Source organism: Undibacterium sp. Di26W (genome assembly GCF_049340265.1).
GTDB lineage: Bacteria > Pseudomonadota > Gammaproteobacteria > Burkholderiales > Burkholderiaceae_D > Undibacterium.
Genome location: NZ_JBMPOR010000007.1, coordinates 48,645 through 72,215, shown reverse-complemented (window position 1 = coordinate 72,215; position 23,571 = coordinate 48,645). Strand labels below are relative to the sequence as shown.

Annotated in this window: 23 protein-coding genes; 4 read left to right on the top strand and 19 right to left on the bottom strand. The window is 49.3% G+C overall.

What is annotated here, in order from left to right; genetic code table 11:
• Window positions 1-37: 37 nt before the first annotated feature.
• Together ACO0LM_RS10780 and pnuC are read right to left on the bottom strand one after the other, a co-directional pair.
• The gene (locus ACO0LM_RS10780) at window positions 38-562 is read right to left on the bottom strand and encodes an AAA family ATPase (protein ID WP_423036940.1); all 525 of its coding nucleotides are present in this window, start codon (window positions 560-562) and stop codon (window positions 38-40) included.
• Window positions 550-1,140, bottom strand: a complete 591-nt coding sequence (gene pnuC / locus ACO0LM_RS10775; RefSeq protein WP_423036938.1) for a nicotinamide riboside transporter PnuC — start codon at window positions 1,138-1,140, stop codon at window positions 550-552. The genes ACO0LM_RS10780 and pnuC overlap by 13 nt, the downstream gene beginning before the upstream one ends.
• A gap of 302 nt (window positions 1,141-1,442) precedes the next feature.
• Here pnuC and ACO0LM_RS10770 point away from each other — a divergent pair, with 302 nt between their 5' ends.
• A complete protein-coding gene (locus ACO0LM_RS10770; protein ID WP_423036936.1) occupies window positions 1,443-1,934 on the top strand; it encodes a pilin in 492 nt (163 codons plus the stop codon).
• A gap of 114 nt (window positions 1,935-2,048) precedes the next feature.
• Here the strand turns inward: ACO0LM_RS10770 and ACO0LM_RS10765 are convergent, their stop codons facing one another.
• Window positions 2,049-4,307, bottom strand: a complete 2,259-nt coding sequence (locus tag ACO0LM_RS10765; protein ID WP_423036934.1) for a TonB-dependent receptor plug domain-containing protein — start codon at window positions 4,305-4,307, stop codon at window positions 2,049-2,051.
• A gap of 267 nt (window positions 4,308-4,574) precedes the next feature.
• On the opposite strand from ACO0LM_RS10765, the gene ACO0LM_RS10760 reads away from it, so the two are divergent.
• Window positions 4,575-4,757, top strand: coding sequence for a hypothetical protein (locus ACO0LM_RS10760; protein WP_423036932.1), 183 nt, complete (start codon window positions 4,575-4,577; stop codon window positions 4,755-4,757).
• A 63-nt stretch (window positions 4,758-4,820) separates the two neighbouring features.
• On the opposite strand, the gene ACO0LM_RS10755 is transcribed toward ACO0LM_RS10760, so the two are convergent.
• From ACO0LM_RS10755 to ACO0LM_RS10730, 6 genes are all read right to left on the bottom strand, one after another.
• Window positions 4,821-5,462, bottom strand: coding sequence for a hypothetical protein (locus ACO0LM_RS10755; protein ID WP_423036930.1), 642 nt, complete (start codon window positions 5,460-5,462; stop codon window positions 4,821-4,823).
• 126 nt (window positions 5,463-5,588) lie between these two features.
• A complete protein-coding gene (locus ACO0LM_RS10750; RefSeq protein ID WP_423036928.1) occupies window positions 5,589-6,383 on the bottom strand; it encodes a MipA/OmpV family protein in 795 nt (264 codons plus the stop codon).
• Between the two features lie 169 nt (window positions 6,384-6,552).
• Window positions 6,553-7,680, bottom strand: a complete 1,128-nt coding sequence (locus ACO0LM_RS10745) for a glycosyltransferase family 4 protein (RefSeq protein ID WP_423036926.1) — start codon at window positions 7,678-7,680, stop codon at window positions 6,553-6,555.
• Between the two features lie 109 nt (window positions 7,681-7,789).
• A complete protein-coding gene (gmd, locus tag ACO0LM_RS10740; RefSeq protein WP_423036924.1) occupies window positions 7,790-8,827 on the bottom strand; it encodes a GDP-mannose 4,6-dehydratase in 1,038 nt (345 codons plus the stop codon).
• Window positions 8,828-9,065: 238 nt separating this feature from the next.
• On the bottom strand, window positions 9,066-10,403 hold the full coding sequence (locus ACO0LM_RS10735; protein ID WP_423036922.1) for an ATP-binding protein: 1,338 nt from the start codon (window positions 10,401-10,403) through the stop codon (window positions 9,066-9,068).
• A gap of 3 nt (window positions 10,404-10,406) precedes the next feature.
• Complete coding sequence (locus tag ACO0LM_RS10730) at window positions 10,407-11,093, bottom strand: response regulator (RefSeq protein ID WP_423036920.1); 687 nt, start codon at window positions 11,091-11,093, stop codon at window positions 10,407-10,409.
• 249 nt (window positions 11,094-11,342) lie between these two features.
• Between ACO0LM_RS10730 and ACO0LM_RS10725 the strand changes: the two genes are divergently transcribed.
• On the top strand, window positions 11,343-12,059 hold the full coding sequence (locus ACO0LM_RS10725) for a hypothetical protein (protein ID WP_423036918.1): 717 nt from the start codon (window positions 11,343-11,345) through the stop codon (window positions 12,057-12,059).
• Between the two features lie 87 nt (window positions 12,060-12,146).
• Here ACO0LM_RS10725 and ACO0LM_RS10720 read toward each other — a convergent pair whose 3' ends face one another.
• The 8 genes from ACO0LM_RS10720 to ACO0LM_RS10685 form a co-directional block, all read right to left on the bottom strand.
• Window positions 12,147-13,088 (bottom strand): exopolyphosphatase, encoded by a 942-nt coding sequence (locus ACO0LM_RS10720; protein ID WP_423036916.1) that lies wholly within the window; start codon window positions 13,086-13,088, stop codon window positions 12,147-12,149.
• A gap of 227 nt (window positions 13,089-13,315) precedes the next feature.
• Window positions 13,316-13,741 (bottom strand): type IV pilin protein, encoded by a 426-nt coding sequence (locus ACO0LM_RS10715; protein ID WP_423036914.1) that lies wholly within the window; start codon window positions 13,739-13,741, stop codon window positions 13,316-13,318.
• Between the two features lie 11 nt (window positions 13,742-13,752).
• Entirely contained in the window at window positions 13,753-14,091 is a 339-nt protein-coding gene (locus tag ACO0LM_RS10710; RefSeq protein ID WP_423036912.1) for a hypothetical protein, read from the bottom strand.
• Window positions 14,092-14,108: 17 nt separating this feature from the next.
• Window positions 14,109-17,450, bottom strand: a complete 3,342-nt coding sequence (locus ACO0LM_RS10705; RefSeq protein ID WP_423036910.1) for a pilus assembly protein — start codon at window positions 17,448-17,450, stop codon at window positions 14,109-14,111.
• A 10-nt stretch (window positions 17,451-17,460) separates the two neighbouring features.
• Window positions 17,461-18,042, bottom strand: a complete 582-nt coding sequence (locus ACO0LM_RS10700) for a pilus assembly PilX family protein (RefSeq protein ID WP_422986015.1) — start codon at window positions 18,040-18,042, stop codon at window positions 17,461-17,463.
• A complete protein-coding gene (locus ACO0LM_RS10695) occupies window positions 18,042-19,115 on the bottom strand; it encodes a PilW family protein (protein WP_423036908.1) in 1,074 nt (357 codons plus the stop codon). The genes ACO0LM_RS10700 and ACO0LM_RS10695 overlap by 1 nt, the downstream gene beginning before the upstream one ends.
• Window positions 19,112-19,645 (bottom strand): type IV pilus modification protein PilV, encoded by a 534-nt coding sequence (gene pilV, locus ACO0LM_RS10690; protein ID WP_423036906.1) that lies wholly within the window; start codon window positions 19,643-19,645, stop codon window positions 19,112-19,114. Before pilV ends, ACO0LM_RS10695 begins: the two co-directional genes overlap by 4 nt.
• Before the next feature lie 9 nt (window positions 19,646-19,654).
• Window positions 19,655-20,200, bottom strand: coding sequence for a pilus assembly FimT family protein (locus ACO0LM_RS10685; protein WP_423036904.1), 546 nt, complete (start codon window positions 20,198-20,200; stop codon window positions 19,655-19,657).
• Window positions 20,201-20,650: 450 nt separating this feature from the next.
• Between ACO0LM_RS10685 and ACO0LM_RS10680 the strand changes: the two genes are divergently transcribed.
• Window positions 20,651-20,923: a hypothetical protein gene (locus ACO0LM_RS10680; protein ID WP_423036902.1), complete on the top strand. Its 273-nt coding sequence runs from the start codon at window positions 20,651-20,653 to the stop codon at window positions 20,921-20,923.
• On the opposite strand, the gene ACO0LM_RS10675 is transcribed toward ACO0LM_RS10680, so the two are convergent.
• Window positions 20,920-21,120 (bottom strand): hypothetical protein, encoded by a 201-nt coding sequence (locus ACO0LM_RS10675; protein ID WP_423036900.1) that lies wholly within the window; start codon window positions 21,118-21,120, stop codon window positions 20,920-20,922. The genes ACO0LM_RS10680 and ACO0LM_RS10675 overlap by 4 nt on opposite strands.
• Before the next feature lie 76 nt (window positions 21,121-21,196).
• Window positions 21,197-23,323 (bottom strand): peptidase domain-containing ABC transporter, encoded by a 2,127-nt coding sequence (locus ACO0LM_RS10670; protein ID WP_423036898.1) that lies wholly within the window; start codon window positions 23,321-23,323, stop codon window positions 21,197-21,199.
• Between the last annotated feature and the right edge of the window lie 248 nt (window positions 23,324-23,571).

Sequence of the window (23,571 nt, the reverse complement as noted above, 5' to 3'; positions counted from 1 at the left end):
GCTTTTTTATTGGTGAACGTTAAAGCCGTCTGACGAGTTACATCATTAAAAACGACAGGGCAAACTGCACCTGCTCCAGTCTTTGTGCGGTGCTGCCCTCCACCAGCAGGAAAGGAATTTCCCGGTCATCCAGCACATTCAACACTTCTTCATGAATCAACTGGCGCACGGCAGCCGATTCGCGTTGCAGACCATCCGGCATCCACGGAAAATCCGGGGCGGTCACGATGGTAAAGTCATACTGATGGCCCAGATCCAGTGCATCCAGTTCGGCACCGGCATCGCCAAAATAATGGCGGCTATAAATGGCGGTCATGCAGGGGCCGGTATCGCAAAACAGCCAGTCTTGCGCTTTCCCGGCCAGTTCGGCTTCACGCTGCAACTGTGCGCGGGCGATCAGAATCTGCTCCTCTTGTCTTGGCACGCGCTGCTGTTGCTCAACAAACTCACGCAAGTATTCAGGCACCCACACGGTCTGGTAATGCGCCGCCAGCGCCTCTGCCAGAATGGATTTGCCGGACGATTCTGCCCCCAGAATCACAACACGGTTTACTGTGGACATGCTTTACTCCAGGCGCGCAGGCCCATGATCGCCATCACCACGAAAATGCCATACAGAACGGCAGTCAGCGTCAGGCCTTTATAGATATACAAGGCCACATACAGGACATCGACGATGATCCAGACATGCCAGTTTTCGACTTTTTTCCGGCTCAGCAAGACCTGCCCGAGCAAGCTGCCGGCAGTCAGCAAACCATCGGCATACGGCACATCGGTATCAGTGCAGTATTTGAGGAAGCCAGCCAATGCCACAAATGCCAGCAGGCAGGCCGCAAGCGCCTGCCATCGGTCATGGTTGTTGAGCCTGGTCACCGGCAATGCAGCAGACTGCCCATCACCGCGCAGCCATAACAGCCATCCCCAGATGGATACACCAATAAACACAAACTGCAAACCCATATCGCCATACAATTTGGCGTCAAAAAATACCACCGCATATAAAGCGGATGACAGAATGGAAAACAGCCAGGCCCAGTGCAACTGCCGTATATTCAAGGCAACGGTGATGATGGACAGGACAAAGGACAGCAACTCCAATAACGTCGTGCTGAACCCGAACAGGGGAAGTGGATCATTCATCTTGCATACATGGGGCAAATATTAAGTGCTGATATTGAGTGCTGACATTAAGCTGACGAGCCCGCATTATCGGCGAAAGTGTCCAGAATTCACAGGAGAATGTCGCCAAATCCAGCCCGTGAGATACCAGATCAGGCAAAATTCAGACGGTAATTGCCCTGGACAGCAATATTTAGATTGTGAGATAGCGCGCTTATCCGCTATATTTCTAAGCGACTGTTGCAAAATTAACTTGAACCGGGCGATTTGTCTGTCATCTTCATTTAGCAACAGCCTCTAAACACATTATTGAAGCAAATTTCATGAAAAAACAACGCGGCTTTACTCTTTTGGAAATGATGCTGGTGATTGTAGTGATCGCCACACTGGCAGCCCTGGCTATTCCATCGTATTTATACAAGATCGTCAGGGAACAGATAGAAGCTGCGATTCCCCTGGCAGATATTGCTAAAAAACCCGTTGCCGCCGCCTGGCTGGTGGAACAGAAATTCCCGGCAGACAATACCGCCGCAGGCTTGCCCATGGATGACAAGATCGTCAGCAACCTGGTGAGCTCGGTTGCCATCAAGGATGGCGCTATCCATATCACCTTCGGCAATAATGCGCATTCTGCACTCAGGGGGAAAATCCTCAGCCTGCGCCCTGCTGTGGTTGAAGATGCCCCTGTGGTGCCGGTCGCCTGGGTCTGTGCGGCGGCACCAGTGCCGGACAAGATGACGGTCAAGGGAGTAGACAGAACCACGATTCCGGCAGTCAACCTGCCATTAAATTGCCGCGCCAAGCTTGGCAAATAAACTCAAGATATTGCTACTACTGTCTGAATTATTCTTTATTTATCGGTGGTAGAAAAATGGGCACTAACTGTGCCCATTTTTTTGCTCAAGCAGAAAATCGCATTTCTATCAAATTCAGAACTTGTGTTCAAACATCACTCGTGCAGCCACCGTAGTAGGTGTCGTGTTTGTCTGGCGAGTGGTGCCTTTGCTGTCGCTGTAAATGCTGGCATTGATATTGTCCTGGTGCAGGGCATTCCCTATTGATACACGCAGATTGGTTTTTGCATCAAACTTCCACAAGGCATATAAGTCCAGTACACGCTTGGGCACAGAATAACTGCTTTGCTCTTTTGGATAGGGCAACGATTCTTTTGAAATACGTACCAAGCCGCCATCCTGGAAGCTGGCATTGCCGCCTATGGTCAAAGGCAACTTGTCGAGCTTGTAATCAATACCCAGGTTGGCACTGATAGGTGTCTGTGAATCGAGGCGATTATTCGGGCCTGACACGGCACTCAAATTGGACCAGTTAAACGACAGGTTGGCCCTGAAATCAATTGCTGGCGCATTCGCCATCACGGACTTCAATGGAAATTTGGCTTCCAGTTCTATGCCTTTGGTGGTGGCCTGTCCACTATTGACCGGCTTAGCAACATATTTTCCATCGACATCTTTAGACACATCTGTACGAGTAATATCGTCGATCCTGCGCATGAACACACTGGCACTGAGCATGCCGCCACCAGGCAGGTAATGTTCATACGCCATATCCAGACCCCAGGCCAGTTCCGGCTTCAGGTTAGGGTTACCCATGTAATCGGGACTGGTGGCACTGTTATTATTAGAGTAGGAGCGGCGCGGAATCAGGCGACCGGTATCAGGTGCCTTGTAGGTACGGGTAATACCCAATCTGACTTGGTCATTTTTACTGTCCGGCAGCTTATACAGCGTCTGCAATATCGGGCTCCAGACGCTGGATTTATTATGTACTTCGCTATAAGTATTACCCTGACTGCGGGTGTCCAGTCCTTCCCAGCGTAAACCGCCATAGACCGACCATTGCTTGGTCACATTCCACTCATCCTGGGCGAACAGAGCCAGGCGTGTCACATCGGCAGTAAAATTTTCATTAAGGGGAGGAATTGCAACTAGTTTTTTGTCAGGGTCAGTACTTGGGTCAGTAACTATATCAGTTTGCTCACGGGTCTCGCCGCGCTTGCTGTAAGCACCGTCCCAGCCAAATACAAAGGAATGATTTTCGACAAAGGGTGCACTGTACTTGCCACTCATGGTGATGCCCTTGTCCGTACCGCCAGAAGTCGATTTACGGTCCAGTATCTGCACATTGCCAATGTTATAGCCCAACAGCCCCACATCAGACGTACGCTTGTTGTAGTTGACCCCCAGCTTGAAATCCAGTTTGGCACTGTCTGCCAGCTTGTGTATCCAGTTCAGGTTGGTACGAAACATGGTAGCGTCAGACTGAATTTGCTGATTATCGCTTGCATAAGTCGCCGGGGTACCAGTCGATGAATCACGATTATGGCCAACAAAACGAGTCGCATTGATAAAACTCTGCGTCGTCACGGTATCGCCGTTTTCCAAATTCCAGTTCACCCTTGGTGAAAATCCCACATTGGTGAAAGTTCCCCAACCCAAGCTGTCGGTATGACGCAGCAAATTGGACTCACCATTGGCATTAGTACCCACTTCATCTGAATAGCTGGGGCGTTCATACTGGCCACGGTTCAGGTTGCCTGACAAGGCATAAGACATACGTCCAGACTTATCTGAAACCTGATAACTCAGATTTTCACCAAATTTGCCACCATCTTCAAACAATCCAGCTTTCAATTCTTTTTGCGCCGTCTGCACACTTTTCTTCAGGACGATATTGATGGAGCCAGCAATAGACTGGGTGCTCAATTCGGCTGTCGCAGCACGAATGATTTCTATCCTTTCTATCATGTCAGGCGACAGGGAATCCAGGGAAAAACCGGGTGGGCTGGGCTCACCATTCAACATGATCTGGGTATACCCTGCACCCAGCCCACGCATGCGGATGTCTCCACCACGTCCCTGTACGCCCCCCATGGTCACGCCAGGCAGACGTTTCATGACTTCACTGACAGTGGTGTCACCGTAGCGCACGATATCTTCCTGCGTCACGACTATTTTGGTGGCGGTATCCTGGCGACGTTCGTCATAATTGCGGGCCCCCTGCACTTCGACTTTTTGTATTTTTGGATCGGTTTTTTCTGTTTTTTCTGTCGATTCTGCCGGTCCTGTTTTTACTGGATTGGCTTGCTGCGCCATAGTTGGCTGGCTGAATGCCGCCATGATTGCCAGGGACAGGATAGTTGGACGTAAAGAAATATTCTTGCTTTGCATATAAATATTATTGTTGCAATAGTGGTAAATGGTGAGCCTTGGACCATACCACAACAGGCAAAGTTCCGTGTCGCAACAAGGCCTTGCGTCAACTTCTTGAGCGATTGCCTGATGCATCTGTTGCGTCTGTGACAAAACCTGATCTGCCGCCAGACCACATCCATCTAAAGTGATTTCGAAACAAAGGAAACATAGACTTACATTCTGGCTGTCAACGCCAGACGCGGTCGCGCATTGTATGCCTATGAGATCAAAAAGGAGAACATCATGCGCATTCATCGTCTGGCCATGCTGGCATTGCTGGCCGCCACATTGAATCTGTCCGGTTGCGTTGTATTACCAGCGCATGGCTATGTGGCAGGCCCGTCCGTGGTCGTCAGAGCGCCGCCCATCGTCATCGACAATGGCCCTTATTGGGGTGGTGGTGGCCGACACTGGCGCCGCTGGTAAGCTGGATAAACTGGTGTACTGCAAAGCTTAGCTACAGGCATGGCTGCGGCTCTGTCAGGCAGTTTATTCAAACATAGCCGTGATAATGACGGGGGCATTCTGGGTCAGTACTTGCCCCTTGTCAGCCACATCAGTAAAACGGATGTGGGCAATTTTATTTATCTTGGGTAATTCATTTGAAAATGGATTGCCATCTTGTACCGGCAGCGCACTCGTCTGCTGTGTCCCATTCCTGAACCGTATCAGCGCCTGGGCGATATTGCGCCCATAGGCAAATTTAACCCCTGTACACTTTTTGCCAGCTACCGTGGCATCGTCCTCGTTTTTCAGGTAGGCCCATGCCTGCTCGCAAGCCGCACGCAATTCTGTCATTTCATAGACGCCATCGGCTCTGGGAATGATGGAAACCCTGGACTGGAACATCAACTGTTCGGGCGCATGATTGACGACCAATGCGGCATTTTCGTCATAAGCCGACTTCAATAAGGGAAAATTGGCACGGCCTGCTGCGTCGAGTGGCAAGCCAAGACGCATGCTCTTGCTGACCAGTGTCAGTTCCAGATCGTCCGGCGCATAATTACCCTGCCTGGTCAGTATCTGAAAATGATTTTGTATGAGATTTTTTGGCTTGCCGTATTTTTCAAAACGTATCATCAGCTTGTAGACATTGCGATAGCTGACCCATTCAGCTTCCGGCTTTTTCACCTGTTCCTGTGCCGCTGGCTTATGGCTTGCCTCCGCGCCTGGCAGCTGCGCAGACGCTATCCCTGATACCAGGAACAGCGTTGCAAAGAATGAGGAATAAGCAATGATCATACGTTTTAAAACTGATTAATATCGATAAGCCAGACCAGAATACACGGTCACATAATTTCTCTTACCCAGCCACAGACTGTCTTTGCCACTATCAAACTGATGGGTTGTTGTCACATGTGAGGTCAGCATCCATGCCGGACTGAATTCCCAGTTCCAGTTCAGGCCCAGGTAGGCGTTCCTGACATTGGCATCTGTCTGGTTCTGCATCCTGGACATAGGCGTAGCCAAACTATTACCGCTAGATGTCGTCATGTCTGGGTCAAAGCGGACACCGGACTGATCATAAGAGCGGCTGCTCCAGGCCAGGCCGGCAGACAGGGCAATCCCATGATGCAACTCCAACTGGTGGTAACTGCGTGCTTCCAGATTGATGTAATTGCTTTGTTTGTCTGCCACTTTCCCCAGCAGGAACTTGGAACTCAAACGTAATCTGGCCAGCGGGTAGTAATTTAAAAAACCACCCACCTGAAAACTGCCGTCCACATCACCATAGCCTGCCAGTTTGCGCGCGGCAGATGCGCTGCAACCGCGCTGATACGCCAGCAAAGGGCCGAATTCAACACGGTCAAATGGGCTCATGTGCAGGCCCAGATTAGCGTTGCGCAAGAACAGGCCATTACTCCATTGCATTTGCACGTTAGGCATGACACGCGTGGTTTGCTCACCGCCTAGTTCACAACTGGGTTCAGAAATCACCCCCAGCCCCACATATTTGTCAGAACTGCCGTCAGGCAGCATGGTGGCCGCTGGAGTCTGGGCGAAAACAAGCTGCGCGACACCGGATAAAAGTAAGAAAGAAATAGATTTCATGCTGAATGATTTTTTAGTTAGGATAGCCAGCCTATTGTAAACACAGTAGAAATCCCAGTCTGTCTTTTTATCGCGACCAAGATGGATGACGCCATGGAAAACTTGGCGGAAAATATCCCATGCCACTAAAAACCTGTTTACGATCTTACTGCGCGAGCGTGATCAGGTTCTAAGGTATGGTGGCATTACCGGAGATCACGTCGACATACAGACGCACATAATTCTTTGCCATCAGGTCTGCAGTAAACACGGATTCATATCTTTGTTGTGCCAGTTGCCCCATCTGCATGGCCTGACGCGGGTTGTTCCACAATTGTGTCATGGCGGCACGCAAAGCCAGGGGATCATCCGGTGGTACTACCAGACCTGTTTCATCCGCGATGTTGATATAGCTTGTCCCGGTACCTATTTCGCTGGATATCATGGGCTTGGCAAACATCGCGCCTTCCAGCAATGAAATGCCGAATGCTTCCGAACGCAAATGGGAAGGAAACACCAGGCCATAACACAAACTCAGCAAGGCGATTTTATCTTCTTCCGGCAACGCCCCCAGGAAGTGGACATTCGTCAGTTTCAATCCCTGTGCCTGCTGCTTCAGCGCCTGTTGTTCGGGGCCATTGCCAACGATGACAACGGGTATATCCGAATCCGCCACGGCCTCCAGCAAAATATGCAAGCCCTTGTAATAACGCAGCATGCCTACAAACAGGAAAAACCGTTCACCGAAACGCTGGCGCCAATGGGCAACCACCGCAGGCGATGGTTCAGGATAAATGCTCTTGTCCAGGCCATAGGTTATGACCTCGGTCTTGTCGCGGTAACGATGCAGAATCGGGCTTGTGGACAAATAATTGGGCGAAGTAGCCACTATCCTGTCCACATCGTTCAAGAACCAGTGTTTCAAAGGTTCGTAGACCTTCAGTAAAAATTTCTGCCTGACGATGTCGGAATGATAGGTCACGATACTGGGTTTCCTGATTCTGCCGATGAGATGCATCAAATCCATAAAAGGCCAGGGAAAATGATAGTGAATGATGTCTGCACTATTCGCCAGTTCAATGAAACGCGAGAGTGCCTGACATGAAAATCCAGTCGACGCAATTTCAAAATTCTGCCTGACCCTGTGTACCTGATGTCCTTCCAGTTCAAGTTCAAGCTGGCCCTTGCTGCGCGTCAGGGTAAGTACTTCATTACTGACACCGAGGCGCGTCGTACCGACAGCCAGTTGCCGTATGACTTGTTCTATCCCGCCAAAGGTATCGGGATGATAAGTGCGATAAAAATGTAAGACTTTCATTAGAACTCATTTCATAAATAGGGTTGAGATGCGTTCTACAAATCCCGGCTCGCCTGTTACTGCATGTCCTCTATTCCCACCAACTCCAGACCACTTGGCAGGCTTCTCTTCAGTACGAGCTGCGTGTCGTATTCCTGCGCAAATCAGCCTCTACCATCATCTGGCACAACTCTTCCAGCGTGGTTGTGGTTTCCCAACCCAGGACCGTTCGGGCTTTGTGCGGATCGCCTATCAGCAACTCGACTTCGGCCGGCCGATACAATGCGGGATTGACTTTCACCAGGGTCTTGCCGGTTTTGCGACAAATGCCGACTTCATCTTCACCTGTTCCGCGCCAGTGCACTTGGCGGTCTGCCGCCCAGAAAGCCAGCTCCACAAAATCACGTACGCTCTCGGTGCGATTACTTGCCAGCACGAAGGTGTCTGGTATGTCGGCCTGCAGCATGCGCCACATGCCTTCGACATATTCTTTGGCATAACCCCAGTCGCGCTTGGCATCCATATTTCCCAGTTCCAGGCAATCCAGCAGACCCAGGCGAATTTTTGCAACGCCATCAGTAATCTTGCGGGTAACAAATTCGCGCCCGCGCAAAGGCGATTCATGGTTGAACAAGATGCCACTGCTGGCGAAAATATCGTAGGATTCACGATAATTGATGGTCATCCAGTGTGCATATAACTTGGCTACACCGTAAGGGCTGCGCGGATAAAACGCCGTGGTTTCAACCTGGGGAATGGCTTGCACCTTGCCAAACATTTCCGAAGTCGATGCCTGATAAAAACGGATCTTTTTATTAACGATGCGTATGGCTTCCAGCAAATTCAAGACCCCCATGCCCGTAATCGCCATGGTGGTGACTGGCTGTTCAAACGACACGCCGACAAAGCTTTGTGCCGCCAGATTATAGACTTCCGTCACATTGGTATTTTGCAGCAAACGTATGCTGCTACTCAGGTCGGTCAAGTCATATTCCACCAGGTGCAAATTGGGGTGGTGGCGGATACCCAGCTCTTCCATACGCCAGAAATTGACCGAACTGGTACGGCGATAACTGCCAAACACCGTATATCCCTTGCGAATTAGCAGTTCTGCCAGATAGGCACCATCCTGTCCTGTAATACCTGTAATTAATGCTCTGCTACTCATTCGCCCTTCTCGCTTGTTCCTGAAGCTACCGATAAAAAAACACCATGCGAGAATGATAGTGACAGTGAGAAAACAAGTCGTCCGCGAGTTGTCGCGCAAATGTCATGAATTTGTAATGGGGCTTGGGCAGGACGGCTCAAGCAAAGCGCAGTGACGAAGATTGCAGGAATAGCATGCCCAGGAAGCTGGACGCATATCCTGTTCTTGTCCAGCTTTTGTCCATTTCTAGCAATGAAGTTCAGGTAGTCCCTGCGACAGCTTCCGGGGTGGCAGGAAGGCACACCACGAATCTGGCGCCCCCCATGGGGCTGTCCTCTACGCTAATGCGGCCACCATGTGCCTGTATGGCTTTGTGGGTGATCGCCAGGCCAAGCCCAAAGCCACCGGTTGCCCTGTCACGACTGCGGTCCAGCCGGTAGAAAGCATTGAAAATTTGCTCACGCTCTTGCGCAGGTATGCCTGGGCCGTCATCATCGAGCATGATAATAATATCCCCATCGTCATTTTTTGTGAGCGTCAGGGCGATATGCCCACTGGCGTATTTGCCGGCATTTCTAAGCAAATTACTGACGGCCCTGGCCAATAAACGCTGGTCACCTGTCATGCAGCCCACCTCATCCAGAAACAAGGTATCAAGCTTAAAACCTGACAATTCATGTTGCAAGCCGTCCAGGCAAGCCCGCAGACAATCTGCGACGACGAATTCGCTCAGTTTCAATGCGGGTTGCTGGTCGAGTTTGCTGAGACTCAATAACTCGGTTACCAGCGCATTCAATTCAAGCAGGTCAGCTTCCATGGCGGCGGCACGGGTTTCCAGTTTGGGATCGCTGGCTGCATTGCGCAACAGTTCCAAACCAAATTCCAGGCGGGCGATGGGTGTGCGCAATTCATGCGAGACCGAATGTAGCAGATTTTTCTGCGCATCCAGCAGCCCTTCTATACGTGCTGCCATCTGGTTCATGCGTTGGGCAAGGGGGTGGATGCTGTCGCTTTCACGCGTCTGTGCACGGATTTTCAGGTGTCCTTCACCAAATTCGTCAGCGACTTTTTCCAGTGCCTGTAAGCCGCGCCAGTGGGCACTGGACCAGATAGCAATCGGTATCAGCAGACAGAATGCGACAATAATGTAACGCAGGACTTCAGTCCGTATCACGGGTATCACATCGATGGGCAATTCTTGCGCATGCAAGACTTCTTCATCGCTGCCTATGTAACGCTGCCCGTGCAAGTCAACGCGGCGGTAAAAGGATTTACCCGCGATATCGATCACCACGTCACCGCGCATGAATTGTGCTTTTTTTTCTGCAGCGACCTGTAGCAGCGCACTTTGCAGGGAAATCAATTCCAGCTTGCTGTGGGTAATTTCGCGGATTTTATTCAAACGCACCAGCCATTCGTCAGGGCCAGCCTGATCGACATACTGCGTGAGTAAAAAGACTTGCCCTGCGGCCTGTTGCTGTGCAACTTCTTCCAGCGGATCACCAAAGAAGCTACGGATCACGACGTAGACAGCAATGGTGGCGACACTGATGGACAGCATTACCAGGATGGAAAAGCGCAGGAACAGGCGATTCATGGCCTATTCCCAGGCTGATGGGCTGAACAGATAACCCTCTCCCCAGACGGTCTTGATTTTATCGGCATGGGTATCATCAAATTTGCGACGCAGGCGGGAGATTTTATTGTCGATGCTGCGATCCAGTCCATCGAATTCTATACCCCGCATCTGTATCAATATATCGTTGCGCGACAAGACTTTGCCTGCGGCTTCGGCCAGGACCAGCAACAACTTGTATTCTGCACTGTTGAGTATCACATTCTGCGCGCGCCAGAACACGCTACGATCACGCCGACACATCCTGAATGCGCCAAATACCAGATCCTCACTGTCATCAAGCGGCATTTCCTTGATCCGTCGCAACAAGGCACGCAGACGGGCCAGCAAGATGCGTGGCTGTACCGGCTTGTTGACGTAGTCATCTGCACCCTGCTCCAGCCCGGATACTTCATCAAAGGCATCTTCGCGCGCCGTCAGTATCAGGATGGGCACAGCACTGACAGCACGCAGTTGTCGGCAGACGACCATGCCATCCAGTCCTGGCAGCATCAGGTCGAGAACCACCAGGTCGGGCAAAGTCTGTTGAAAATGCGATAGCGCAATATCACCCCGGCTGACAAGGTCAACGGTAAATTCATATTCGCCCAGATATTCGGCGATCAGATTGGCAAGCTTGGCATCGTCTTCCACCAGCATTACACGAAACATGGCATCTCTCCTTTGCCGGCATTGTAGTAGAGCTCGCCTCAAAATTGCGAGAAATGCCAGGCAAAATGCGGCCAACTTACAATTTTCAGACAATTCAGCCTACCGGGCTGCTTACAAATTTACGACAAATATCCGACATTTCGGGACTGATTTACGGCGGACAGCTCGCTATGCTCTCGGGCAACTCACGTACTTATGTATTTACCTAAGCATGTACCGAATCATGTATTCAATTTAAAAGGACAAAGTATGAAACTTCGCCCAGGGCTGATCTCTTTTCTGCTTGCCACTGCCTTGCTCAGTGCCTGCGGGGGTAGCAGCAATTATGTACCTGCGCCCACACCGGTGCAGATCAATATCGATTTCAATAGTGAACCAACGGGCTGGACATCCGGTACTTCAGATTTTTCGGTGGCAACCAAGCCTACGGATATGGTCACTGAATATCGCCCCCTGCCCACCCCCTTGTCCGGCAAGGGCCTGTATGCATTTGCTACCAACCGCAGTGACGACCTGTTTACCTATATCAAGAAAAAGTATAGCGGCTTTGCGCCAAATACCGAGTATGCACTGCGTTTTCAAACCACCATCGTGAGCAATGTCGCCAGCGGCTGTTTTGGCGTCGGTGGCTCACCGGGCGACAGTGTCTGGCTATTTGCCGGTGCCGCGTCAATTGAACCGCTGACCATACAGAAAGGAGATGAATATGTGATGAACATCGATCGTGGTGGCCAAAGCGGCTCGGGCAAATCAGCCCAGGTTCTGGGAACCATAGGCAATGCCAGCACCGACTGTGGACGCGCTCCGTATATGGAGAAAAAGCTCGACAATCAGACCGCGTTGAATGTCAGGGCCGATGCCAGCGGCAGCCTGTGGCTATTGTTCGGTTTTGATTCCGGCTTTGAATCCGCCAGCCATATTTACTATAAGAGCATCAGCATACAGGCGACACCTTTGGGTACCTGAGAACTTGCGCAAAGTGGAAGGCGGCTTGGTTAGGCTGCCTTCCCTGCGTGTGGCCACAGTAGAAAATAAACGGCTTCATTTTTCTGGCTAGCCATCCTGATTAATTCTGCTGATCAAGCTTGCCAGTGTTGGTGCAGCCTTGTCGTTTTCCACCTGGCAGGTACCAGCATTTTCATGACCACCACCACCAAATTCCAGCATTAAGGGGCCGATATTGGTTTTGGATGTGCGGTTCAAAATCGACTTACCGGTTGCAAACACGGTATTCTGATTTTTCAGCCCCCACAATATGTGAATCGAAATATTGGTCTCCGGGAACAGGGCATAAATCAAAAAACGGTTGCCTGCGTAGATGGTGGTTTCATTGCGCAAGTCCAGCACCACCAGATTTTTGTGTACCGTGGCACAGCGCTGTATCTGCTCCTTGCATTTCTCTTCATGCTCAAAATACAAATCCACCCGTTCTTTCACATCAGGGTTCAGCATGATTTCGTCTATGCTCTGGGTCTTGCACAGCACAATCAATTCCATCATCAGATTGTAGTTAGAGATTCTGAAATCACGAAAACGCCCAAGGCCGGTACGCGCATCCATCAAAAAATTTAACAAATCCCAACGCTTGGGATGCAATACTTCATCCTTGTTGAAACGCGCGGAATCCCCCTTGTCTACTGCAGCCATCATGTCGTCCCAGGACGCGGGAAAAGACTTCAGACCACCGTAATAGTTATAGACTACGCGTGCCGCAGAAGGGGTGTCCGGTTCAATCACGTGATTGTTTCTTGTCGTACTGGCATTGCGCAGGGTTTCGGATAAATGATGATCAAATGCCAGATGAACGCCTTCGACATACGGTAAATTGGTACTGATATCGTTTTCCGTGACTGCAATCTTGCCATCCTGCATGTCTTTGGGATGAACAAACAAGATATCGTCGATCAAATCCAGATGCTTGAGCAAGACCGCGCAAACCAGTCCGTCAAAATCGCTGCGGGTGATCAATCGGAATTTTTTGGGTGTGGCAGACATGAATACTCCCTCATTGATAGGTGGTAATTCGCTGTTGGACGAGATGGATTTTAACGAATCAGCATCTGCATCCGAATCTTAAATGTAATCACTTTCTTCGCTCTTGTCTATTCACAAATAAATTGTGCGGATACTGACCAAGATTAAAGTCAAGGAAAAAGCAAAAACGCCGCTTGCAGGCGGCGTTTTTGCTGATATTCCGATAAAACCGGAAATGTTGTCAGGTATTACTTCCAGGTACTCTCATCTGCCGCGAAACTGCCATCATTATTCTTGTCCCAACGTTTGGCACCGGTTGAATCAACCTCTAAAATCCCGTTGCCGGTTTGCGTACCCGTAGGTGTAGCGCGTAAGGTGTACGATTTACTGGTGATCGCTTGCAAGGTGATCGTATAGTAAGTGGTACCCGATTGCGGCGACACGGTGAAAGGCAAGGTCGGTGCCGCGGGTGTTGCCCCCGGCATATAAGACATCGCTTCTGTATGCGTCCTTTCCATAAACTGGGCCAAGGACATCAGATCGGCTTGCGCCGTTGAGCGCCGGCTATTCTGCATGCTGGATCGATAGTTGGTCACAGCGACACCCGTAATAATAGCGATGACGACAACGGCAATCATTACCTCAACCAGGGTAAAACCGGCATTTCTTTTCATCAGTGGCTCCATTATTTTCCGCTAGGCTGTTGCATTACCCAAATTTCAGTAATCACGTTGTTAGCCTGTCCAACTTTTTTCTCAGACGCAACTTTAATACGCGTTCCTTTTTTAATACTGGTCATGGTCGTGGTCTTCTTGCCTTCATGCACCACCACCGACGGTGACACCGTATAGGTAGTCTGGTCTACTGTCACAGTACGTTTTGATGTATCGACGTTCTGCACATACGATGGGGCTGTGCCTGTACTTTGTTTTTGCGCCGCCATGTCCTGCGGTGTAATACTGGCATAGGCCTGGCTACCCAGCACAGACGCCACAAAACCAACTATCAAATAGTGCTGTTTCATATTCATTACTCCTGTCATTACTGGACTTGACGCCACATGATACGTTTTTGCGTAATAGACGATTTTTCAGTCAGATTATTGATACTACCGTCAGATTGGCTGGTCAATTTTTTCTCAGTGGCGAAAGAGCTACCTGTACCTGAACCAGTATTATTCCCATAAGACACACCCTGTTTATTGATCACACGGGGTGTCGATGGAATGGCCGCAGTCTTGACGCCCGCAGTGGACACATCTGTCGACGAGAACGTCGTCGCTGAAACGGTTGGGAAAATCGGATCGGTGATCATGTTACCCGTTACCGCATCCAATTCCATGATCCAGCCACTACCGCCCGAAGCACAGGGGTCGGTACTTGGAATCAATGTAGAGAACACGATATTACTGTCATTCAACAAAGGATCTGTCACCTGACGTTCACCCGAAGTAGGCAGATCAACATACCAGCCTTTTTTATTCAATGGCGTAACAAACATGGTAGAAGCAACACCATTTTGGGAACTGGTACGGAAAGTACTGCCCGCCCCCGATGTTGTGGTGGTATTGATGGTTTGTGCTAACAATACGCTGCGCCCACTGACTGCTGCGTTATTGTCCCATATGGCATAAAAACTTTGTGGCGAGGTATCTGTCAAATCAGTGGCAGCCAAGTATTGCCCTGTCCCAAAATACACCATGTAACCAGAAACAGGGTTACGACCGACCGTGACTTTGCCGGTGATAGGTTGAATCTTACCGGTAGAATCTTTGGCGGTGAACAATGGCAATGGTGCTGCAGTGGTACCAAGGGATGGTCCCCAGGAAGCAGCACTGGTACTGGTCACATCAAATTTCCATACATTACCCAGCAAATCACCACCGTAAATGTAGTCAACAATGTTGTCACCGTTGACGTCCACTGGGGTAACGCTGGCTATACCGTTTGGCGTACTTACACTACCTGTCACCGTGTACAGCTTTTTGATCAGTGCACCAGTCTGGATATCTACAATGTAGATGGCCGCAGCGCCCGTCGCACTGGCTTTACCGTCAGCGGCCGTATTGTTGTAGCCATTGCCAAATACCGCAGCCCATTTACCATTCGCCATCTTGACGATCATCGGTTGGGTATAGGTATAACCCAGGTCATATTCAGTACCGTCATCTGCGTCATTGAATTCCCACAAGACGGTGGTGGCGGCATTGGCTTCAGTAAAAGTGGAAGGATTGGTTACGTCCAGGGCAAAAATACCCTGGCCACCACCACGCAAACTGCCGACCAGCACTGAATGCCATGCACCAGCGTAAAATACGTCGCCGACTGTCGGTGAGCCATCCACAAAGAAGCGGTGCGCATAAGCCGGGTCAGTCAACTTGGACAAGTTGGAATAGACCTGGGTAGGGATGTAGGCGATTTTCTCAGTTCCATCTACAGCACTGAAACCATGCAACATACCGTCATTGGCACCAACATACACCATAGGGGTCCGAGCAGCATTGTTGAGCGCAAAAGTCACATATTTGGCCGATTCCAGACTGTCTGGATAGGTATAAGGTGGTTTGGCGACATACACAGAGTTGGAATCGACGATATCACCCAATACACTTACCGTACGTTTTCTGAACATGGGTGCAGCACCCTCGTTCGATTTGTCACCGCGTAGGTATTGCAGACGCAATTGTCCCTGAGCATCAGCAGTACCGGCTGAATTTTTATTCAATGCCAAAATCTGATTGACATTGATTTCAGTCGTTGCGCTGGGGCTGACCGGGTTGCTCGGCCAGCGGAACGCGACACCACGTCCGGTAGCATTCGTAGTCAACAGATTATTGGTCAGGATGACACGGCCAGTATTCCAGTTCTGCGCATTCAATTTTTGCGCTGCATCCCAGGACAATGACCCCAAGGTGCCTGTTGAGGTAATAGGGTAAGACAATAATTGACCAGTCCAGTCAATACTACTGAACTTACCCTGGAATAGCGCAGAGCCGCTATTGATCTGGGTAGAATTCAAGGACACAGCAGAAGCTGAACCAACCTGGTTCGTTATATTGCCAGCGATCGACTGTATTGCATTATTAAAAGCGGTAGCGTCCGAAGCCAGATAAGCTGTCCCAGTGCCACCAGCAGAGGCCATAGAATTCAACGCAGCAACTGCGGTAGGGTTTTGTACCGTATCACCCAGGCCAACAACATAGGTCTGGATATCTTGCGTACCAAATGATGGTACGGCCGTTGTACGCAGGGCAGTAATCGCCGCAACCGTATCACTCAAAGGCTTGCCCGACGCCCTGTCAGCGGCAGAATATTGATTGCCGGACGTGTCAGCCGTTGCCATACCATCGGTTACCAGCATCGTAAAATTTTTCTGGCAATTGTATTTAACTGGTGTTGAAGCACCAGCAAAATATGTTTTCACTGAGCCCATCGCACCCGGCAAGGGCGTAAAAGTCGATGCGTTTTTAATTTCTGTGGTACTGGTAGTAGCAGTTTCGGTTGCCAGATAAGATATCAGGTTATTGTAATGTGCAGTGGTATCAGCCATTACTGCTTCGTTCAATTTGCCTTTGCCTGAATTTGTACCACCATAGCCCCAGGCGCGAGGCAAATACAATTGGCGGGTAATGGGAGGATTGGATGGTATGTAGCCAGCATCCGTTTCACTCAGGCTTATTGGGCTGCAGGTACCAAGCGGGCAACCGGAGAAGCTACTCGCGGCCCAGGAATTGGTGGCCGTATGGTTACCATAGAATGTATAAGTGGCGCCAGTACCACCAGTCAATGCCCACATCGCCTTACAGTAAGTCAAACCAGTGATCGTCGTGGTTGCGCACTGAGAAGTACTCGGGGAGCCGGTGTACAGCACGTCATTAATCGTAGCGTCATCACCAGATGTGTCATAGGTCACATAGGCACCGCCGGTGAACGGCGTCGGATTAACCACACAAGGCTGACCACCGGGTGTTTTCAAAGGACTACCAGAGCAGCCGTCAGTAAATGTCATGCCTGTCGTACTACCCAGATAGTAGGCATACGTCACATAAAAATTAGTGCTGGTGATGTCAAAAGACATCAAACCCCAGTTAAACGCATTACGGTAATTGGTAATGGTATCGCGCATAACTGTGCGGGCAATGTTTGAACGCGTCGTTGGATCATCACCTGCAATCAGCTTGCCTGCCATGGTACCGTCCATGGATTCTGAATTATCCAAAACCACCAACACGTTTGGCAAGACGGAGTTAGTCACGAACAAAGGCGTCTGTGACAGTACCAGTGCTGCTGCACTTGCCGTACCAGAACTCAGCAGTGTCAATACGCCGGTGAAGATTGCTGTGGTAGGCAATTTCACGAATTGGGTCTTACGAAGAACTCTCATGATCACTCCATCACTTCAGATAAACGGTTTGCAAGGTCACCTGTGCAGAATCAGAACCGCCCCAGGCTTTCACAGTAATTCGATAAGTTGCTTGCGTTGGTGGCGGTGGCCCCCCAACATCCAGCGGACCACCTGCAATATTCGGGATGTTTTCAGCCATCATTTCGATGATATAGCGAGGTTGCTTGGCAACGTTTTGCACCGTCTGGGAGTAAGGCAGTGTCAGATTAGTGTGATTCCAGACATCCAGCGTAGTGTCCAGCCAAACCGGAGTGGAAGTTGCTGAGGGCAAGCATAAACCACCGGTACATGCGGTCGAGAAACCAGAAGTCGGCGTCAGATTGGTATCCACATACAGTTCAGCATCACGCAAAGCCGATTCGGCTGTTTGAAACGCCAGATCCTGGTCGCGGAAATTACCTGCCCCTTTTTCTTGCAACACATTCATCTGCATGGCACTGATACCGATAATGGCCAACAAGCCCACCATCACCAGTACCACGGCCAAAGAGACTCCTTTTTGATGCGCCAGTATCGGTGAACGGGGGCGCTTCATGCTGGTCACAGCTTGGGAGTTATTATTTTTGTTCATTACAAAACTCTGTTTCGCAGGCTAATCGTTGAAGAGAACACAGTGCGCAAACGATAGTCTGTCGCAGTGGTGGCGGTACCATCAAAAGTATAGGTTTGATAGGCTTTCGTTACATTGTCATTGGGCGAGCGGATTAACATGCTAAACCTGATGCTGATCACTTTACTCATATCGATACCGGTAGCATTCGCAGGAACATACGTGTTCGGTGAATAATCACGTTTGGTATTGTCCGTACCGACGGTCGGGTCCATGCCGTAATAAACTTTGAGTCTTTCCACATTCTCGACCAACTCTTCCGCAGCGTTGGTACCAACTATGCGCCACAGCGAAGGGTTGCTACTAAACTGGCTGGGTGCGACATAAAAAGTCGTCGAAGCCAATTTATAGACTTCCGCTCCGCTGGCATAGACCTTTGCCAATGTGTTGTTGACGTTACCGGGACTACCGGCTGCAGCATGAACCAGCGTACCAGTCGTATCAGGTGTACCCGATACCTGGAAAATTGTGGAGATCATGCAATCAGAAATAACCAGCGCGTCATTGGCAGCAAAACCGTTGCCAGTATTGACGGTAACAGCGTCCGTCGCTGCAGTCATGAACGGCGCAATGACGACTGCGGGACTGCCGGTCACACCGCGCAAGGTAACAATATCGCTATTCTTGTCAGCATTGCTTGGTATAGGCAGATCACTTGGAATGTTGGGAGACCATCCAGACCCGGTTCCATCGTAGCCAACCACCTGGGCATCAAGCGGATTGGTGCCGTAATTGTAAGCATACGGCGGACTGGTATTAATACGGTTCACAAATCCGGCAATCTTGGTGACTGTCCAGTCAGAACGACATCCAAAATCACTGGTTGTACGCACGGCTCTGCTCAACACATCCACAGCGGTTCTGCCAGACTCCTGAATTTGTGATTGTTCCTGTTGAACAAAGTAACCCTTGGAACCGGATGCGAAAATGGAACCAGCTACAACAGTGATAATCATGCCCAAGGTCAGAGCGATCATCAGCTCGACAATAGACAAACCTTTTTGACGATACAGGATTGATGAATAGATTTTCATGGCTGAAAATTTGTCGTAAAAATTTGCGGAATTTTTTCACCGTGTGAATCATCCCACCAGATTTTGATGCTATATGTCGTCCCTGTGCCACTACATGTAGGTGAAGTGTAGGTATCAGTAGCAGGATTCGTTGGACCTGTCTGAGTATCAAGACAAATAGCTGCTTTGCCATCGGGTATAGCGTTTGACAGCGCTGTAGTCCATTCATAAAAATCATGCTGCGCCATTTCAGCAGCATTGCATGGGGTAGATACAGCAGAACAACCAGATTGAGGATCCGATGAGGGAATTCCCTTGACCAAATTAAAATAACTCAACCCGGAACGATTGGCACGCATACGATCGGCCATATCATTAATATGCGCTGCTGCAATGGAGCGGTACTTGGCACTGGAATTGGCCCGTATACCAGAAATCTGTAAACCTGCATTTGCCAGCGCCGCCAAAGACAATATCAATATGGCGACCAATACCTCCAACAAGGAGGCGCCGACCATGCGCTTCAAGACAATTTTCTTTTGCGATCTCATATCATTATCCTAAGGACAGGTGACACTGGTAGTTTTATGCACCATGCCCGTGATAAGTACTGATTGGGAAATACCAAAATTCCCGGGAAGTTTGCTATCACACAGCTTAACCACTCCCGAATAACGGGCCTCACCTGTAGATTTGTATTGAATATTCGCCCCGCTATTGAAACCAGTCACGGTAATGACTGAGGTGCCGCCCGAAGCAGCACGGACCTCCAATAGTTCATCCTTACCCACAGTCACAATACCGTCCGCATTTTCGTCAAAAAAGATAATCCGCCCCGTCCCCCAGGCACCCCCGGTACAGCTTGCTCCATCAGAGCTGGGACACATCGTAATCGTGCTGCCTGTCCTGGTTTTGGCCTTGCCTTTCATAAACGCCAGATCTTGCGAAAACAAGGTACTGTCTGCGTTCAGTTTTGTGCGGATGATAATGCGCTGAAAGCTGGGATAGGCAATAGCAGTCAAGATGGACAGGATCACCATGGCGATTAACAGCTCGATCAGGGAGAAACCTCGGGTCTTGCCTGGCAATGTTTTGCGATTGATCATGAAGTTGGGGTCATACCAAAGTTTATCGAATACAACATCATTAGCTTGATAATGAATATAAGATAAAAATACTTCGTTGGCGACGGGAAACAGTTGACCGGTAATATTCGTCCGATAAGCGGTTATAGCCTCTTACGGAAGTGATATTCAACAGTGAAATATGGAGGAGGTATCGTCCGGCATTGAGCCGCAACAAGAATTAAAACCAAGGTGGGATAGCATCAATGCTATGTACGAAAAGAAAAAGCCCCTGGAAACCAGGGGCTTTTTCAGTATTGCTGGCGGAGATGGTGGAATACATATGCCTTGCTGCTACTATATATTCCAATATTTACCTACTTACTTACCCACAAAAAAAATTATGGCTTTTGTGAAGAAGAAAATTAGCATTTGTAAAATTTACAAATATGTCCTACTTTAATCTCTTATTCATTGAAGGTGCAAGTAATCATGAAATTGACAATTGAAGGAAAAACTTATGAAGTTGTGGTGAGGGAGAATTCAGCGGGTATCATTTCCAGCCTGCAAGTATCTTTTGAAGGAAATTCCCGAGAATATGTAATTGCAACTAACGATTCAAAAGAAAACCCTCATTTGTTGTGTTTCGCAGCTGCTGAACAATTCAAAGATTTGAAAAATGACGGTGCGCAACCGACAGATTTGCAAAGAAAATATATAACAATTGCGAGAAACAGTAACCTTGAACTGCCTTTAGGACCTTAGCCAACATCCCTTTTAAAAAGAGAGTAAATCCAAACAACCGCGAAGCCTAGAGGGAAATAAAAGATGACTATCTTTAAGATGGCTGCAATATCAAAAGGCGATACCTCTCCTTTTATTGCTGCTGGAGACAGACCGATCAAAAAAGTTATAAGACCACCCAATATTGGTTGTTTGAGTTTTGAAATCTTCGAACGCATGTGTTAATCCTTGATGGCTGTATAACTTGCTAATCGAAGTAAATTTACTACCCCCTCCGGAGTAGACCAATTTTTGTTAGACAAGTTTCAATCCGGTCACATCCTCTAGCAGGGGTTTAGGTACCGCTGCCCGCACTTCCACAATAGTGCCGTCTTGAATTGACACCACACGTTCAGCCGAGTTGATGGTTTCTGGCCTGTGCGCCACCATGATTCTGGTTAACTGCAATTGACTAAGTGCCTGATTGACCTTGTGTTCATTGTTCACATCCAGGTGGCTGGTCGCTTCGTCCAGCGCCAGTATCTTGGGCTGCTTGTACAAGGCACGGGCCAGCAGGACGCGTTGCTTTTGTCCACCAGACAGGCTGCTGCCCATATCCCCCACCAGCGTCTGAAAGCCCATAGGCATGGCGCTGATTTCTTGATGGATGGCGGCCTGCATGGCACTTTCTTCGACACGTTCCTGATTGATGTGGCTATCAAAGAAACTGATGTTATCCATGATGGAGCCAGCCAATAAAACATCGTCTTGCATCACCGTTCCCACTAGTTGACGGTAAGTTTTGACGCCCAGTTGGGTGATGGGGATATTATCAATGAGCACTTCGCCTTCGGTCGGCTTTAATAAACCAAGGATGATCTTGCACAAGGTCGTCTTGCCACAGCCACTGGGGCCAACCAGGGCAATGCTTTGTCCTGCAGGGATGGTCAGGTTAATATCCTTCAATACCCATGGCTCGCCTTCGGCATAGCGGAATTTGATATTCTTGAGTGTAATCTCAGGGTGGATGCGCGAGATATCCGTTTCCATTGCTGTTTCTGGTTCTGCCTCTTCCAGCACGATATCTGCCAGCCTTTCACTATGCAGACTCAACATGCGGTAACTGATAAAGACATCAATCAGGCTGGATATGCGGCCAGTGAACGTACCGGCATAACTGGAGAATGCCATCAACATACCGACAGTCAGCGTGTTTTGCATGACCTGACCAGCACCAATATAAAACAGCGCCAATCCCTGTATACCAAAAATCAGGGTATTGCTGACCTTGAAGATGATGGACAGTTTTTGCGTTTTGATATCGCGGTTCTGTACATCCATCTTCAAATTCTGCCAGCGCGATAGGCGTTCAGTTTCACGACCAAACAATTTCAATGGGGTGACTGCACGCATGGTTTCCAGGAAGTGACTGCTTTCTTTGGATGACAAGACCAGTCTTTCTTTCGATGCTTCACGAAACGGCTGGTAGAAAACCCAGCGCAGGCCAGCATACAACACCACAGCACCTACCACCAGCGCGCTCAACTTCATGCTATACACCAGCATCATGACCAGTGCCAGCATGGCCATCAAGCCGTCAAGTGCACTCTCGATGAATATACTGCTTAAAGTCCCTTGTATGGCTCCAATAGCGCCAAATCGAGATAGTATGTCACCCAGATGCCGTTTTTCGAAATATGAAACAGGCAAACGTACCAAATGCGCTAATACTCGCGAAGACCATTGCAAGCTGATATCCATGCTCCAACGCATCAGAAACCAACTACGAGCGAGGCCAATGGCATTCTGAGTAATCATCAACAAGATAAAACCAAAAACCAATACGGTTAATAGTTCTTTGTCGCCACTGACAATCACTTCATCAATCACAAACTGATTGAACAAAGGTGAGCAAATCGCAAAGATTTCCAAAGCTAATGCAAGAGCAATGACTTTGACAATGGCCGGACGCAGACCAACGATGTGACCAGTCAAATCACGCAGGGCAACTTGCTTCCTTTCATCTTTTGGTTTAAATGCAGGGCTGGGTGCCAGTTCGAGCGCCACGCCGGTAAAATGTTTGGACGCTTCTTCGACAGAGACGCGACGCTCACCAACCGCCGGGTCAAGCAAAATCAAGCTTACATTGCCGCGCCAGTCCTTGCGCACGGCTTTCAGTACCACAAAGTGATTGAGGTTCCAGTGCAGGATGCAGGGTACGGCCAATTGATCAAGCTCATCCAGTTCCAGGCGCAAAGGGCGGCTACTCAACTGCATGGCCGATGCATGACGCATCAGTTGCGCCAGCGTCGCGCCTTTGAGGCTGATGGAGAATTGACGACGTAAATCAGCGAGGTCAGTGTTATAGCCAAAGTGACTGGCAACCATAGCGAGGCAGGCCAGGCCGCATTCGCTGGATTCGGTTTGGAGTTTTAAGTTCATTTGTTCGACGTGAATTGTAGAAATACTTTTTTATTCACATCACCAGATGTGCATATGTTTTAAAATCAGTTGAAGAATAGTACTAATCGACATCTCTTTTAAACAGAAGGTAAATCCAAGCAGACAGGAAGCCTATTGGAAAATAATGGACGAATATCTTCAAGATGACTGTAATATCAAAAGACGTTATCTCCTCTTCCAGTACGCCCCCTAAAAGGCCGACAAAAAAACTTATAAGACCACATAAT

Excerpts from the sequence above, each read along its gene's own strand:
- pnuC (WP_423036938.1), bottom strand. The coding sequence starts at position 1,140 with ATGAATGATCCACTTCCCCTGTTCGGGTTCAGCACGACGTTATTGGAG.
- ACO0LM_RS10770 (WP_423036936.1), top strand. The coding sequence starts at position 1,443 with ATGAAAAAACAACGCGGCTTTACTCTTTTGGAAATGATGCTGGTGATT.
- ACO0LM_RS10710 (WP_423036912.1), bottom strand. The coding sequence starts at position 14,091 with ATGAAACAGCACTATTTGATAGTTGGTTTTGTGGCGTCTGTGCTGGGT.
- ACO0LM_RS10715 (WP_423036914.1), bottom strand. The coding sequence starts at position 13,741 with ATGAAAAGAAATGCCGGTTTTACCCTGGTTGAGGTAATGATTGCCGTT.
- ACO0LM_RS10765 (WP_423036934.1), bottom strand. The coding sequence starts at position 4,307 with ATGCAAAGCAAGAATATTTCTTTACGTCCAACTATCCTGTCCCTGGCA.
- ACO0LM_RS10705 (WP_423036910.1), bottom strand. The coding sequence starts at position 17,450 with ATGAGAGTTCTTCGTAAGACCCAATTCGTGAAATTGCCTACCACAGCA.
- ACO0LM_RS10700 (WP_422986015.1), bottom strand. The coding sequence starts at position 18,042 with ATGAACAAAAATAATAACTCCCAAGCTGTGACCAGCATGAAGCGCCCC.
- ACO0LM_RS10685 (WP_423036904.1), bottom strand. The coding sequence starts at position 20,200 with ATGATCAATCGCAAAACATTGCCAGGCAAGACCCGAGGTTTCTCCCTG.
- gmd (WP_423036924.1), bottom strand. The coding sequence starts at position 8,827 with ATGAGTAGCAGAGCATTAATTACAGGTATTACAGGACAGGATGGTGCC.
- ACO0LM_RS10725 (WP_423036918.1), top strand. The coding sequence starts at position 11,343 with ATGAAACTTCGCCCAGGGCTGATCTCTTTTCTGCTTGCCACTGCCTTG.
- ACO0LM_RS10730 (WP_423036920.1), bottom strand. The coding sequence starts at position 11,093 with ATGTTTCGTGTAATGCTGGTGGAAGACGATGCCAAGCTTGCCAATCTG.
- ACO0LM_RS10670 (WP_423036898.1), bottom strand. The coding sequence starts at position 23,323 with ATGAACTTAAAACTCCAAACCGAATCCAGCGAATGCGGCCTGGCCTGC.
- ACO0LM_RS10680 (WP_423036902.1), top strand. The coding sequence starts at position 20,651 with ATGAAATTGACAATTGAAGGAAAAACTTATGAAGTTGTGGTGAGGGAG.
- ACO0LM_RS10675 (WP_423036900.1), bottom strand. The coding sequence starts at position 21,120 with ATGCGTTCGAAGATTTCAAAACTCAAACAACCAATATTGGGTGGTCTT.
- ACO0LM_RS10760 (WP_423036932.1), top strand. The coding sequence starts at position 4,575 with ATGCGCATTCATCGTCTGGCCATGCTGGCATTGCTGGCCGCCACATTG.
- ACO0LM_RS10735 (WP_423036922.1), bottom strand. The coding sequence starts at position 10,403 with ATGAATCGCCTGTTCCTGCGCTTTTCCATCCTGGTAATGCTGTCCATC.
- ACO0LM_RS10750 (WP_423036928.1), bottom strand. The coding sequence starts at position 6,383 with ATGAAATCTATTTCTTTCTTACTTTTATCCGGTGTCGCGCAGCTTGTT.
- ACO0LM_RS10720 (WP_423036916.1), bottom strand. The coding sequence starts at position 13,088 with ATGTCTGCCACACCCAAAAAATTCCGATTGATCACCCGCAGCGATTTT.
- ACO0LM_RS10745 (WP_423036926.1), bottom strand. The coding sequence starts at position 7,680 with ATGAAAGTCTTACATTTTTATCGCACTTATCATCCCGATACCTTTGGC.
- ACO0LM_RS10780 (WP_423036940.1), bottom strand. The coding sequence starts at position 562 with ATGTCCACAGTAAACCGTGTTGTGATTCTGGGGGCAGAATCGTCCGGC.
- ACO0LM_RS10695 (WP_423036908.1), bottom strand. The coding sequence starts at position 19,115 with ATGAAAATCTATTCATCAATCCTGTATCGTCAAAAAGGTTTGTCTATT.
- pilV (WP_423036906.1), bottom strand. The coding sequence starts at position 19,645 with ATGAGATCGCAAAAGAAAATTGTCTTGAAGCGCATGGTCGGCGCCTCC.